We start from the raw sequence: 14,369 nt of genomic DNA on the forward strand, positions 1-14,369 counted from the left end.
AAGGTTGACCAGGAAGGAGATGTGAAAGTGTAGTATTAATACCCTCTCACTCAAAGCTTCTCAGAGAGCGTGGGAAATGGTAATATTCAGTCCATTTGCAACGCCTTTTGTTGCATGTACTGAATATTACCACTCCCTACTCTCCCACAACCAACTACCATCCATAATATCCAAGAATCTTCACATATCTTCTTTCGCCTTCTTTTAAGCTCAAAGGATAATTTAAAAGATCGGAAGTATGCTGACAAATCAAATAATCAATTAAATACTCCCCTTCTAAAATAACCTCAGTAACAATCATGTTATGATAAGCTTTTCCTTCGTAAACTAACTGTACAATATCTCCAAGCTCTAATTCATTATAATCTGCATCTCTAGCAACAATGCCATAATTTTGGCTATTATTTTTATTATTTCCAACTATATATTTATAAAACGGATCTGCGGCTGTCCATGTAGGAGTTCTTTCTTTATCACTATACCAATACCATTGTTCTAAAACATGACTTCCTGAATGATCAAAAGGAATATTGCCAGCTTTTATGCACTGAGATATAAAATTTGTACAATCTCCACCCCAGTCTTCATAGTCTTTATACTCCTTATTTCTTCCAAGAGCCCATTTTTTAGCATATGCTGCAGCAGCTTCTCTGTCATAAGGTTTAAGTTCCTTCATTTAACATTCCTCCAGTTCAATACAACTTATTATTCTATTCTAAAACTTCTCTTATAAAGTAGTCGCTAAAATAGTCAACACCATCCTCATACATTATTTTAAATTCTAAAATGCTAGATGAATAACTCCCCATTTCATATCCAGAAAGACAAAATACAAGTCCATCTTCTTCAAGATAAAAAGGTTGATCGTCATATATTTCAATACTATAAATCATATTTATTAGGTCAATTGCATCTACATTTGAGCTCTTATCATAATCTTCTAAAAGTGTTCCTATCTGTATCTTGACTATATTTTTTAAAAGCGACTTATAATCTATATCACTATTAAAAATGTCTTTAAGCTTTACTTCTTTTTCTAAATCAATATCATAATTATAAGAGTTTATATAACTTATGTTGTTAATGCCAAGAAATTGACTAAATTCTATTGGAATACTTATTATATTGTTTTTATTAAAAGTAATCATAAATTCAGTCAATATATTCATATATATATCGCTACTTTCTTCATCTAATATTTTTTTTACAACTTCCTTAAAGCATAGTACATCTTCATATATTTTTTTATTTATATAATTTATAAAATTATTTTCTTTATTCAAAAGTCTTATTACTGGATAATTTAAAGAACATATTAAATTAGGTTCTTCTATTTCTAATAATTTTTCTTCAACTACTAACATATGCATTCTCCTTTTTCTATTTGTATATAATACTTAATATGAAAAGGGTAATGCTTTTGTTAAGCAAAGTTATAATCACATAGAAATATTTTCTTCCTTTTCCGACACTTGTTTATTCAACTATATTGAATAAATTGTCATACTTTAATATAATTAGAGATATGCTAAATATAAAACAAGAAAGAAGGGATATTTTTGTCAAAATTAAAAAAGCTAGTTATATTCCTGGCCATTTTAGTTATCGCTCTTCCTGCAAGTGCTTTTGGATATGTTTATTATAAGCTGAATTCTATTCATGATTCTAGCATAAATACTGAAGCCTTAAGCGATATAAAATATGAAGGTAAAAACGGGGTAACAAATATTTTATTAGTTGGAACGGACGGACGCCCTGGAGAAGAAAGTTCAAGATCTGATTCAATGATGATCCTTACAGTAGATGATGTAAATAAAAGCCTTAAACTTACATCATTAGCACGTGATAGCTATGTTGATATTCCTGGGCACGGATACCAAAAGTTAACCCACGCTTATGCTTATGGACAAGCAAATTTATTAATAGAAACTATAGAAGATAATTTCGAAATAGATATTCATAATTATGTTGTTGTTGATTTCTACTCATTCATGGATATTGTAGATTCTTTAGGAGGAGTTACCGTTACAGTCCAAGAATCTGAATTAGAGGAAGTTAATAAATTCATACCAGAGACATATAAATGGGATGATAATCCGGAAAAAGGAGATATACAATATATAGAATCTGCAGGTAAACAGAAGCTAAATGGATATCAAGCATTATCATTCTCTCGTATAAGAAAAAATGATAGCGCAATGGAGAGGGATAGAAGGCAAAGAGAAGTTATCCAAGGACTACTTAGTTCTGTAAAATCATTACCTATTTCTAAATATCCAGGATTGATTGATACAGTTCTACCTTATGTAAAAACTAATATGAAACCTTCTCAAATATTAGGTTTAGGTTCTACAGTATTAAGCCTTGGAAATATAAATATAAAACAAATAGAATTTCCTATAGATGATGATATTCATAGTAAAGGTGGTAAATATGGAGATGCAGGATGGGTACTTAGATTCGAAAAAGATACCTTACCATTGTTACATGACTTTATTTATAATGATATCTTACCTAAAGATAATGATAAGTTTTAATTAAATTAAAACATAATTAATAATATATGATATGGGTGATTTATATAAATTAAAATATCCTAAATAAAAATAGGATGATTTCATTTTATAGAAATCATCCTATTTTTATTTTTTATACTTAAAATTAATTTAATTCATATAATAAGTCATACTTTATTTAATATTGTCTAGTTTACTCAACAATTCTTCTTGCTGTAACATATCTACTAGAGTAATATGATGAATTTATGCTTGTAGTCTTAACTACATCACCTGGTTTTGTAGAGTGTATCATATTACCGCCACCTATGTATATACCAACATGGCTTATACCTTGTCCATTAGTATTAAAGAATACTAAATCTCCAGGTTTTAAATTACTTTTACTTACTGCCCTACCTACTGTAGCTTGAGCTTTTGATGTTCTTGGTAATGTTACTCCTGCTCCATTTTTATAAGCATAATAAGTTAGCCCTGAACAGTCAAATGAATTAGGTCCTTCTGCTCCCCATCCATATGGCTTTCCTAATTGGTCTTTTGCTATATTTATTACACGTTGTATCTTAGAGGAATTTGTTGACTCTGATGATTGTTCATTGCCAGATGCATTGCTAGAGTTTATAACATTTATATAGCTAGAACTTGCCCAACCTATAGTTCCATTTCCTATTTTTACTTTATACCATCCACTAGTTGAGTCCAAAATTTCTACATACTCATTTGAGTATACTTGTGCTATTACTTTATAACTTGTAGATGCTCCACTTCTAATATTTAAAGAACTAACTGGCTTTACTTGACCGACTTTAAAGTTTGTCTTAGAATCCATTTTTCCATTATTATCAAATCTGTACCAAACTCCATTTACCTTAAGTATTTCATTATTAGCCATCTTTCCGCCTGACTTTAACCAATACCAAGAACCTCTATGCTTAACCCATTCATTAGAAGACATTTTTCCATCAGACTCAAGCCAGTACCATTCACCTTTGTCTTTTATCCATTCATCAGTAGACATTTTTCCACTTAATTTTAGCCAGTACCAATATCCTTTATGCTTAACCCATTCTTCACTATACATAGCTCCGCTTTGCTTAAAGCAATACCAATAACCATTCTCTTTTATCCATTCATTTGATGCCATTCTTCCGCTAGATTTTAGCCAGTACCATGTTCCATTAAGGTTTAACCATTCATTTGATGCCATCTTCCCATCAGATTTTAGCCAATACCACGATTCTCCATCTTTTAGCCAACCAGTGGCTTTAGTACCATTTTTATAGTAGTACCAAGTATCTGCCTCTTGAACCCATCCATTTTTTTCTTTATATTCATCTATTCCAATTTGAGCATTATTTTTATTCTCAACAGATTGATCGCTTACAACCTCTTGTTCAACTTCATTTATAGTTACTTCTTCTACTATTCTGCTGAACTCTTCTAAGTTTTCTACCTTATCTATTTCTGGTTCCTTATATATCGTTTGATTTTCATCCAAATTTTCTGTTTGATTTAAGTTTTCTGCACTAACTTTATCAACGTTAGCTATTAAAGATACCGATCCTGCCATAGCAATAGCTGTTACTACTTTAGGAATTTGTTTAGTACAAGTACTTTGCAACTTATATCTCATATATAAATCTCCCTTATTTTATTTCATTTTTATATTTAAGTTAGTAATTTTCATGCATTAATTTATATTTTACCATAATTGAACATTTTTCTCAATTTTTATATATTCTATTTAATATTTATATTATTAATTCTCCATTGGCTGCAAAGCTATAATCTTTACCATCAATATATACTTTTCCTGTCACCATAGCTCCATTTAGTTTAAGATAGTAAATTTTGTCATCTAATTTAAGCCAACCTGTCTTCATTGCTCCACTACTATCCAAGTAGTACCACACATTATTTATCTTTTGCCAGCCTGTCTTCATTGCTCCACTACTATCTAAGTAGTACCACACATTATTTATCTTTTGCCAGCCTGTCTTCATTGCTCCACTACTATCCAAGTAGTACCACACATTATTTATCTTTTGCCAACCTGTCTTCATTGCTCCGCTATTATCTAAGTAGTACCACACATTATTTATATTTTGCCAACCTGTCTTCATTGCTCCGCTACTATCTAAGTAGTACCACATATTATTTATCTTTTGCCAACCTGTCTTCATTGCTCCACTATTATCTAAGTAGTACCACACATTATTTATCTTTTGCCAACCTGTCTTCATTGCTCCACTACTATCCAAGTAGTACCACACATTATTTATCTTTTGCCAGCCTGTCTTCATTGCTCCACTACTATCCAAGTAGTACCACACATTATTTATTTTTTGCCAGCCTGTCTTCATTGCTCCACTACTATCCAAGTAGTACCACACATTATTTACCTTCTGCCAGCCTGTTTTCTTTATTCCAATCTCATCTAATAAATACCATCTGTTATCACTATATTTCCATCCAGGTTTATAAAGTAATTTCATTGCATCTTTTACTACTTGATTTTCTAAAATATCCGAAGTAGTATAATAAATACTTCCTTTTATATTTTCATATTGATCATTTAGCTTTATTTGATCATATATTTCATTTCTAACAATATCTTTATAAATACCTTGACCTATGTATAATTTTGTTTTAGTACCATCAACCTCATTGTTCCACCACTTAACTAGAGTTTTATAATCAGCAGCACTATTGCCAATTTCCCAATATATTTGTGGAACTACATAATCAATCCATCCATTTCTTATCCAAGTTCTAGTATCTGCATAAACAGAATAATAACTTTCATTTCCTCTTGTATCAGATCCTGTTATATCACTTGATTTGTTTTTCCAAACTCCAGATGGGCTAATACCAAACTCGACACTACTATTTATTGATTTTATAGCATTGTATACAGATCTAACCATCTCATTAACATGATTTCTTCTTGCATTTGCTTCATTGCCATCCTTACCTTCACCTGATGATAATGGATATTTTTCTGGATAAAAATAATCATCAAAATGTATAGCATCTACATCATAATTTTTTACTACTTCTTTTATAGTATCTACAATATGATTTTTAACATCTGGATTACTTGGATCGTAATACATCGCACCATTATTATAAATTATCCAATCAGGATTTTGTCTTGCTGGATGCTTTACATCTAAAGCTTGTAAGTTCGTACCTGAAGTTGTAACTCTATACGGATTAAACCAAGCATGAAACTCCATACCTCTTTTATGTGTTTCTTCTATCATGAATTTTAATGGATCATATCCAGGATCTTTTCCTTGGGTCCCCGTAAGAACTCTAGACCACGGATTTATATTAGATTTATACAGTGCATCTCCAGCAGTTCTAACTTGTACAACTACAGTATTTATACCTAAAGATTTTAATTCATCTAATATATTTATAAACTCTTGCTTTTGCTTAGTTACATTTCCATAACTTGATTTACTAGGCCAGTCTTTATTATAAACTGTAGTTATCCAAGCTCCTCTCATTTCATATTTTTCAGCATATACACTTCCTGAAAATATGAAAAAAAATAAAAATATTGAACTTATGGTAATTTTAATTTTTTTCATTTCTTCCCCCACGCTATTAATTATCTTTTTATACATGTAAAGTATATATAATATAGTAATATTTTGTCAAATAACATAAAAAATCCTATTAAAGTAGTATTTTATAACAAACTTTAATAGGATTTTCCATTTTTAAGCTTTCCTATCTTCATAGTCTAAGCTTAATATATATTCATTCACTTTATTTAAATCTTCTAGTGAATCTATTTCAAAACAATCGTCTGAGCTTATCTTTTTTATCCTTATGTCTAACATATCAATATTATCTTTTACTATATCGTCCCAATATAAGTTTTCAAAATCATCACTATTTATTGCTTCTTCTAATCTCTCAACTATTATTTTTCCATCTTGCTCATTCCAGTATGATACTCCACACAGGATATAACCTTTTTCATTTCCTACTCTTATACCATGAACCTTATTTTCAGCATCAAATTCTAGTATCCACTCATCTTTAAATCCCTCTTTGTATCCACTGAAGTAAGTTGATTTATCTATATTTTCATCAATAAAATTGTTATGAAGATAAACATCAGCATCTATAACATAGCTATCTGGTAAATACTCTTTAACTAGACTCATAGTATATATATTGTTGTATATATCATACTTGTCATTATGAACTAATTTAACTCCATACTTATCTTTAAGATATTCAAACTTTTCACTTAAATATCCTGTTACAACTATAATTTCGTTTATCCCTTTTTCTCTTAAAAACTCTATTTGAGTTTCTAACATAGGTTTTTTATTCACTTTAACTAATGACTTTGGCGTATCTAAAGTCAAAGGTCTAAGTCTAGTTCCCATACCTGCTGCTAATAGTATTGCTCTCATTTTATTTCTCCTTTGTTATTAATTTTTAGACACCATAACTGATCCTACTATTATAAGTATACTACATAAAACTAATTTAGGTGTAATGCTACTTCCTAAAAATATCATATCAAATACTATAGCCCATATTGAGTAACTAATATTAAGACCTGTAGCCTTAACTGGTCCTATAGTATCAATTGCCGTATAGTAAAATATATAAGATAAAGTTCCTATTAATGCTACCCCTGCTATCATAATAGTTAAGTTAGAAGTAATTATAACCTTAGTCAGTCCTAATCCTCCAAATAGTGGAACTATTAATATTCCATAAACTATTGCTGATACCAATTGTCTTAATTGTAATGCTTGAGTAGGACTAACTTCATCATCCTTCATACCATATGCACAGATAACACTTTCTAAAGACCATCCAATTACACAAATTAATGCACATCCAAATCCTAGACCAAAGTTTAAAGCCATATCTTGAGTAGGAGTGTATCCAAGTATTATAACAGCTAATATGCTTAATGATAAACCTATCCAACCTTTTATACTTAATTTTTCTTTTAAGAAAATATATGAGAAAAATGCTCCTACAGCTGGATATATAGCTGATATACTAGCAGTATATCCTGAACCTATATAGTTAATAGCTAGTAAATAACCAGCCATTCCTATCGGTCCTCCAAATAAAGCTGCCAAACAAACAAACTTTCCACTTTTAGTTTTAAGTAACTTTATAGTTTCAACAAACTCCTTCTTTGTTATAGAAAATAAAATCATCCATAAACTTGAAAAAGTATCATGTAAGAATGCACCTACTAAAGGAGCTAACATTGCAGCATTAGTAATTCCTATATTCGGAATTTTACTAAGAATTATTCCTAAGATAACTGTGTCTAATCCCCATAATATTCCTGATAGTACTCCGGATGTAATTCCTATTCCATTAACCTTGCTAAGATTTATTGCAGTGTTTTTCATATCCTGATTGCTCCTTATTTTAATTATTTATCTCACATAAATTTTTTCTTGCTCGGTTATATCTATCTATTCCGTAGCTTCCAAAGTCATCTCCCTTAGCTTCTTTTACAATAGTCCATATACTCCATAGGAAATCTTGACATATTTTATATATAAGTATCTTTGTTTTATATTTTTCTTCTATAGATAAAGAGCCAAAGTATTTTTGTAAAAATAATTCTTCTTCATCTTTCGAGAAATCACACTCTAATATATGAGCTGCTAAGTCCCACATTGGATCATTGCTTCCTGAGTATTCCCAGTCTATTAAGTAAATTCTTCCATTATCATCTTTTATAAAGTTTTCTGGAACAGTATCATTGTGACAAGGTCTTTTTTCTACATCATTAGCCTCTAGCATATCTTTTAAGGATATTACTTGATTTCTTACATTTATATAGTCTTCATAATACTCTCCATTAGCTTCTTCTACTAATCTTTCATATTTTTCTATTTCATTAAAAGCATTAAACTCATTTTTAAACTCTATATTTGATGTATGAAGTTTTCTTAATATAGAAGCTGTTAGTTCCATATTATCTTCTCTTTTAGCTGTACTTGAATTTAATGTCTCTGCATTTTCTATAAACTCACTTAGCTTTATTCCAGACTCTTGATTAAAGTATGTAATCTTAGAGTCTATATCAAGAGAGTCTACTAAATGAACATTATTATTTTCATTTTCTCTACTTATCATATCTTGAGTTCCTGTACCAGGCATTCTTAATATATAATATTTACCTTTTATATTGACCTTATAGTTTTTATTAGTCATACCACCTGCTGAAGTTATTTCTATTATGTCCTCAGGATTTATATAAAGTATGTCTACTAAATGATCTCTTATATTATTTATTTTTATTTCTTGCTCTTTTCTTAGCAATCTATTATAAATGTGTTTTGTAAATACTTCATAGTGCTTTTGTGAATCTATTTCTCCCCACACTAAATCATCAATCTTTATATATCCAATATTACATTCTCTACCAATATCCATAAGAGCATATTCGTAGTTTAAGTAAGGATTTTTATTATATTTAAATTGTTCTAACATTTTATTAAATACTTTATATGAAATCTTACTTATACCTATCATTTCACCATCAATTTTATTAAACTGATGAACATCCTTAGACATTTTATAAACGTATCCATCTCTTATCTCTACTAATGCTTCATCTCCAGATCCACTTTCACTTGTTATTACCATACAGTCTCTGTCTTTGCTATCTAATATCTCTTTTATAGCTCTTTCTTCAAAGACCATATCATTTTCTAATAAGATAAAATCATCATCTATAACATCTTTTACTTTAGATAAAGATTCCATTGTTCCAGTCCATTTGTATCTATCATTTGTAACTAGTACGATATTACTTTTATCTTTTGCATACTCTTCATAAAATTCTTTTTTATATCCAACAACTATAACTATTTTCTCTATTCCATGTTGTTCTAATAAGTTAACTTGTCTATCAATTATATTTATATCTCCAATACTTAAAAAACCAACAGGCTTTTCAAATATTTTCTTCTGTCCTGCAGCCAGTATTACCGCTTGTTTTATATTCTTATGACCATCTGAATGTAGCTTTATTTTTTTAGATTGGTCTTCATGTATTTTTTTAGATAAAAAATCTATACCACTTTGTGTTACCACATATATATTTTTTCCATTGTTTTTTTCAATATTTATATAATTTTCTTCTTGTAGTTTTCTTATAATTGAATTGATGTTACCTATTGATAGTCCCGACTCTGAAGCTAAATACCTCTGATTAACATCTCTATGATTATTTATAATATATAAAACCTTATATATATTCTCCACTACCTCACCTCATTTTCATTTTTTGAACATGATATAATCATATATTTTTTGACACCATATGTCAATATATATATGATTATTTACACAAAATAAAATGGCTATCACTAGTGATACACACTAATTAGATAGCCATTTATATATTTATATATTACTTATTTAATTTTAATTTAGACTTAGCCATATCCATAAAATATTTTATTTCTTCAACCTTTAAAACTATAACTAAGACCCCATACACTAAAACTCCTATAAATATAGAAGCCCCTAGAGATGCTATCTTTCCGAATAAAGATACACCTAAAACATATGCTAGTTTACTATAAGCAAAATTAGTTACAATACCCATTATAACTGCAGCTATTATGGATTTTGTACAAGTTATAAATATACTTTTACCGCCAAAACTCCCCACTTTCTTTCTTAGTGCAAAGTAGAAAATAGTTAAACCAATATAGGCAGCAATCGTACTAGCTATAGCAAGTCCTATATATCCCATATATTTAGATAATATAATATTTAAAACTATATTAAAGACTATAGATATAATACCATTCATCATAGGCGTTTTTGTATCATGAAGAGAGTAAAATGCTCTAGACATAACATTTCTTAATGACCATGCTATTATACCTATTATATATACAATAAGTATATTACCAGTAATAATAGTGTCTTCTGGAGTAAATTTACCCCTTTGGAAAAGCACCTCTACAATAGGATAAGCTAATACCATAGTTCCTACACTGATAGGTATAAGGAAAATCACTATACTATTTATAGTTTTTTTCAGCGAAACCTTAAATCCATCTTTATTATCAGAGGCTAAAGATTTTGACATTAAAGGATATACTACAGATAATATAGATGTAACAAATATAGCTGATACAAATCCATAAAGTCTGTTTGCATAGTTAAATGCAGAAACTACACCATCTCCAAATGTAGATGCTAGGGTACCATCAATTAAAGTATTTACTTGTTCAACACCAACACCTATTAATACAGGTAAAACTAACACTATTAAATGTCTAACATTTTCATCTTTTAAATCTACCCTTGGACTATATCTAAACCCTTTTTTATATGCAGACGGAAGCTGAAATAAAGCTTGCGACATTAATGCTAATAACGATCCTATTATAAGAACGTATGTATTAGTCTTCATACTTATAATTATAGATGCTATTATTATAAGGTTATAAGGTATTCCCATAAGTTCAGGCACTTTAAAGTTATCTTTTAGTTGAAGAAATGCTTTTAGTATATTATTCAGCCCTATAAATAACACTGCCCAAAGTATTATTCTAGTAAATTTAATGGTAATATCTAATTTTTCACCTTCAAATCCAATAGCAAATACTTTTACTAATGGTTCTGTGAAAACTATTCCTAAAATTACAATACCTATAGATAATATACTAACTATGTTTATTAAATTATTAATAAAATCATTAGCTTTATTTTCTCCATCTTTTTGGCTCACTTGACTATATATAGGTATTAAGCTAGTTGATATGGCTGCTCCTACAGCGGTAAATAATATTGTAGGTATCTTCATAGCTGTTATATATGCATCAGCATATATTCCTGCACCATAGAAAGCTGCAAATACTTGTTCTCTTATTAATCCTAATACCTTTGATAAAATTGTAAGAGCCATAATCATAACTGTTGTTTTTGCTACTTTTGACATAATAAAGCTCCTTAAAATTTATTTTTTATAAGATTTCTCTAAATCTATATGTATTATGCTATGATGAGATACTCTCTTATCCTCTGGTGGAAGTTGCATATAATCACCATAGTAGTCTGTTAAGAAATCTTCAACTTTTTCTGGAACATAAAATTTATGCCCTTCAAATTCCATTTCTCTAGGTTTACCAAAGTACTCTCTTTTGAAAACAAGTCCACGTCCTGTGTTATCTACACACAAACTGTCATCTTTTTTCCATCTATCATAAACCACATTATTCCATAAGTTTAATATAGTCCTTTTATAAAATAATGGTTTTAATATTTTTTTCACTGGATTTTTATCACAAGTATAAAGCCCACTTCTTGCAAACTCAGTACCACATAAAACCCTTTTATTTACATATTGAACAAATTTATTGTTAGGACATTCATCAATTATAAATATATCTACATATATCCCATGATTTATATTCCAATCTTTAGAAACCTTTTCTACAAAAGATGTATCATTCATTCTAACTTTAGGCATAACTAGCTTATATTCTGGATCTGTTTCTTCTGTTTGTAAAAAGAATTTGGGACTTAATTCTTTTTTACATACTTCAACAAATCTTTCATAATTTTCCCTATCCATAATTATATCTGCATCATCATCCCATGGTATAAATCCCTTATGTCTTACAGCACCTATTGCCGTACCATAAGCTAAATAGTAAACTATGTTATGTTCTCTGCACAGCTTATCTATTTCTACCATAATATCTACTATCTTCAGTTGAACCTGTCTAAGTAATTCATTTTCTTTTTCCATTTTTACTCGCTCCAATATTAAAGTGATTTAATCTTATTATATATTCTAACACAGTTATTATCATCTATAACCCCAAAGCAATCAGATATTCTATCTTTATAGAAATCACTTATTATAAAGTCATTATTAAACATATCTTCAATTGCATTTACCAAATCATCTTCTTTGACAAATATATCGCCAAATCCATCATCTTTATAGCTAAAGTATCCATGCTTATAATGCCCTTCATCAAAATGATAGTATAGCATAGGCTTTTCCATATAACCAAAGTCAAAGAATACACTTGAATAATCTGTTATTAATAATTTTGATTCCTTTAATAAAGTTTGTACATCATAATATTCTTTTTTTGCTATTTTTACAACATCATCATACTTAGTATTAAAATACTGTATATATTGCTGTATCTCATAATGTGGATAGAATATCATTTCATAGTTATTTTCTCTTAATAACTTAGCAATCTTTTCATTGTTAATTAATGAATTGTATCTTTTAAAATACTCAGAGTTATAAAATACACTATCCGGTAAAGTTTTTTCTTTTTTATAAGAAGGGTTAACTATATTACTTCTCCATGTAGGCATTAGTAATATTTGATTCTTAGTTTTGAAATTGCTCAATAAATCAAATCTTGCTAGACCAGTTTTCGCAACTTCATCTTCTCTATATCCATAACTTTCACTATAAGCTATAGATTCATATTCTTTTTGTGTACTTGTAATAAATAAATCTAATTTTGTAGCCTTCTTACCATATATATCACTTAAATCATGATTTATAACACCATGCTGTAAAAGTACAAACTTTGTTTTATTCTTTCTATCTAATATCATCTTGTATAATTTATATGCCCACGGCTCTAAGTGGCCTATATGAGTTGATATTGCATATTTACATTTTAAAAATGCTATTTTATGTTCTAAACTTTTATATTCAATAATATTTCCTAAATATTTCACTTTATTATAATCATTTGTATAGCTGCTATCTATCACGTAGTATGCATCTATTTCAGGATGATTTTCTCTAATATATTTAAAAAATACATATCCATTATCCTTAGCTTCAGTTCCTCTTTCACTTATAAGCCATACACCTTCATATTTTTTTGATAGTGGGCTATACATAGATTTAACTTTAGTAATTATCATATCAAAAAACTGAGGAATCAACCGTAAAACTGTAGATATAACTTTTTTTAATTTCATTAAACTAATCTCCTAATATAAATTCAATATATTATAACTTAAAATTAATGTTTTCCTTTATTCCTTTTATAAATAAAGTCCCAAAATTATCAACTAATTTAGCTTTCTTTATACCAAATACAATAAACATAGGTAACCCTAAGGTATTCCCGAATAATCTCTTAAATAATGGTCCCTTAGCTACAAAAGATTTTTCATCTAAATAGTTATTATCCTTTTTAGGATGATAAGCTATTAATTCAGGGAAGAAGCACATTTTCTTATAACCTTTATTATAAAGATCCATTAAATATATATTTTCTTCTCCAGAGTTATAATTTCTACCAACACCAAATCTCTCATCAAATCCTATTTTATAATCTGGTACATTTTTGATATTTATATAAATATCAAATGATATTTGCTTTAAAGTATGTCTTTTGGAGAAATTTATTTGCTTTTCATTTGGGTATACTTTTGTATACTCATTTCTATCTGGATCCATATGCATAAATGTAGCTACATCTGGATCATATTCTTCTATATATTTTTTTACAGTTTCAAATGCATTAGCTGTATACCAACAATCATCATCTGTAAATGTTAATATATCACCTGTTACATAAGGTAACCCTGCATTTCTAGAAACAGATATTCCTTTCTCATCTATTCTTATATGCTTTACGTCATCTATAGAATAATCCTTTACTATATCTGCTACAACATCATGATTGTCTTGAGTTACTATTATTAGCTCTATATTCTTATATGTTTGACTTTCTATACTTTTAAATAATCTATTCAACTCATTAACTCTTGTTCCAAGTGTCGGTAATAGTAGTGAAAATTTCATTTTATATTTCCTTTCTTACTTTA

At 28.8% G+C, this 14,369-nt stretch carries 12 protein-coding genes; 1 reads left to right on the forward strand and 11 read right to left on the reverse strand.

Going from position 1 to position 14,369, the window contains the following annotated elements; translation table 11 throughout:
- Nucleotides 1-154: 154 nt before the first annotated feature.
- Both HF520_RS10400 and HF520_RS10405 read right to left on the reverse strand, forming a co-directional pair.
- A complete protein-coding gene (locus HF520_RS10400; protein WP_168573963.1) occupies nt 155-676 on the reverse strand; it encodes an amidase domain-containing protein in 522 nt (173 codons plus the stop codon).
- A gap of 34 nt (nt 677-710) precedes the next feature.
- Nucleotides 711-1,364: a DUF3298 and DUF4163 domain-containing protein gene (locus HF520_RS10405; protein ID WP_168573964.1), complete on the reverse strand. Its 654-nt coding sequence runs from the start codon at nt 1,362-1,364 to the stop codon at nt 711-713.
- 195 nt (nt 1,365-1,559) lie between these two features.
- Here HF520_RS10405 and HF520_RS10410 point away from each other — a divergent pair, with 195 nt between their 5' ends.
- A complete protein-coding gene (locus HF520_RS10410; protein ID WP_168573965.1) occupies nt 1,560-2,537 on the forward strand; it encodes an LCP family protein in 978 nt (325 codons plus the stop codon).
- Between the two features lie 172 nt (nt 2,538-2,709).
- Here the strand turns inward: HF520_RS10410 and HF520_RS10415 are convergent, their stop codons facing one another.
- The 9 genes from HF520_RS10415 to HF520_RS10455 all read right to left on the reverse strand — a co-directional run bounded on the left by HF520_RS10415 (nt 2,710) and on the right by HF520_RS10455 (nt 14,346).
- On the reverse strand, nt 2,710-4,149 hold the full coding sequence (locus HF520_RS10415; protein WP_168573966.1) for a C40 family peptidase: 1,440 nt from the start codon (nt 4,147-4,149) through the stop codon (nt 2,710-2,712).
- A 118-nt stretch (nt 4,150-4,267) separates the two neighbouring features.
- Complete coding sequence (locus HF520_RS15370; RefSeq protein ID WP_305848757.1) at nt 4,268-6,115, reverse strand: family 10 glycosylhydrolase; 1,848 nt, start codon at nt 6,113-6,115, stop codon at nt 4,268-4,270.
- A gap of 132 nt (nt 6,116-6,247) precedes the next feature.
- A complete protein-coding gene (locus HF520_RS10425; RefSeq protein ID WP_168573967.1) occupies nt 6,248-6,955 on the reverse strand; it encodes a sugar phosphate nucleotidyltransferase in 708 nt (235 codons plus the stop codon).
- 18 nt (nt 6,956-6,973) lie between these two features.
- Nucleotides 6,974-7,924 (reverse strand): DMT family transporter, encoded by a 951-nt coding sequence (locus HF520_RS10430; protein ID WP_168573968.1) that lies wholly within the window; start codon nt 7,922-7,924, stop codon nt 6,974-6,976.
- A gap of 19 nt (nt 7,925-7,943) precedes the next feature.
- On the reverse strand, nt 7,944-9,794 hold the full coding sequence (locus HF520_RS10435) for a phosphotransferase (protein ID WP_168573969.1): 1,851 nt from the start codon (nt 9,792-9,794) through the stop codon (nt 7,944-7,946).
- A gap of 148 nt (nt 9,795-9,942) precedes the next feature.
- The gene (gene murJ / locus HF520_RS10440; RefSeq protein ID WP_168573970.1) at nt 9,943-11,487 is read right to left on the reverse strand and encodes a murein biosynthesis integral membrane protein MurJ; all 1,545 of its coding nucleotides are present in this window, start codon (nt 11,485-11,487) and stop codon (nt 9,943-9,945) included.
- Between the two features lie 18 nt (nt 11,488-11,505).
- Nucleotides 11,506-12,300: a LicD family protein gene (locus tag HF520_RS10445; protein ID WP_168573971.1), complete on the reverse strand. Its 795-nt coding sequence runs from the start codon at nt 12,298-12,300 to the stop codon at nt 11,506-11,508.
- A 17-nt stretch (nt 12,301-12,317) separates the two neighbouring features.
- On the reverse strand, nt 12,318-13,514 hold the full coding sequence (locus tag HF520_RS10450; RefSeq protein WP_168573972.1) for a CDP-glycerol glycerophosphotransferase family protein: 1,197 nt from the start codon (nt 13,512-13,514) through the stop codon (nt 12,318-12,320).
- Between the two features lie 31 nt (nt 13,515-13,545).
- A complete protein-coding gene (locus tag HF520_RS10455; RefSeq protein WP_168573973.1) occupies nt 13,546-14,346 on the reverse strand; it encodes a glycosyltransferase family A protein in 801 nt (266 codons plus the stop codon).
- Nucleotides 14,347-14,369: the final 23 nt, after the last annotated feature.

Origin of the sequence: Romboutsia sp. CE17, assembly GCF_012317385.1 — a bacterium.
Lineage (GTDB): Bacteria > Bacillota > Clostridia > Peptostreptococcales > Peptostreptococcaceae > Romboutsia_E.

What these genes read in the sequence shown, in the direction of transcription:
- HF520_RS10450 (WP_168573972.1), bottom strand. Translation starts at nt 13,514, where the DNA reads ATGAAATTAAAAAAAGTTATATCTACAGTTTTACGGTTGATTCCTCAG.
- HF520_RS15370 (WP_305848757.1), bottom strand. Translation starts at nt 6,115, where the DNA reads ATGAAAAAAATTAAAATTACCATAAGTTCAATATTTTTATTTTTTTTC.
- HF520_RS10400 (WP_168573963.1), bottom strand. Translation starts at nt 676, where the DNA reads ATGAAGGAACTTAAACCTTATGACAGAGAAGCTGCTGCAGCATATGCT.
- HF520_RS10455 (WP_168573973.1), bottom strand. Translation starts at nt 14,346, where the DNA reads ATGAAATTTTCACTACTATTACCGACACTTGGAACAAGAGTTAATGAG.
- HF520_RS10445 (WP_168573971.1), bottom strand. Translation starts at nt 12,300, where the DNA reads ATGGAAAAAGAAAATGAATTACTTAGACAGGTTCAACTGAAGATAGTA.
- HF520_RS10405 (WP_168573964.1), bottom strand. Translation starts at nt 1,364, where the DNA reads ATGTTAGTAGTTGAAGAAAAATTATTAGAAATAGAAGAACCTAATTTA.
- HF520_RS10415 (WP_168573966.1), bottom strand. Translation starts at nt 4,149, where the DNA reads ATGAGATATAAGTTGCAAAGTACTTGTACTAAACAAATTCCTAAAGTA.
- murJ (WP_168573970.1), bottom strand. Translation starts at nt 11,487, where the DNA reads ATGTCAAAAGTAGCAAAAACAACAGTTATGATTATGGCTCTTACAATT.
- HF520_RS10430 (WP_168573968.1), bottom strand. Translation starts at nt 7,924, where the DNA reads ATGAAAAACACTGCAATAAATCTTAGCAAGGTTAATGGAATAGGAATT.
- HF520_RS10425 (WP_168573967.1), bottom strand. Translation starts at nt 6,955, where the DNA reads ATGAGAGCAATACTATTAGCAGCAGGTATGGGAACTAGACTTAGACCT.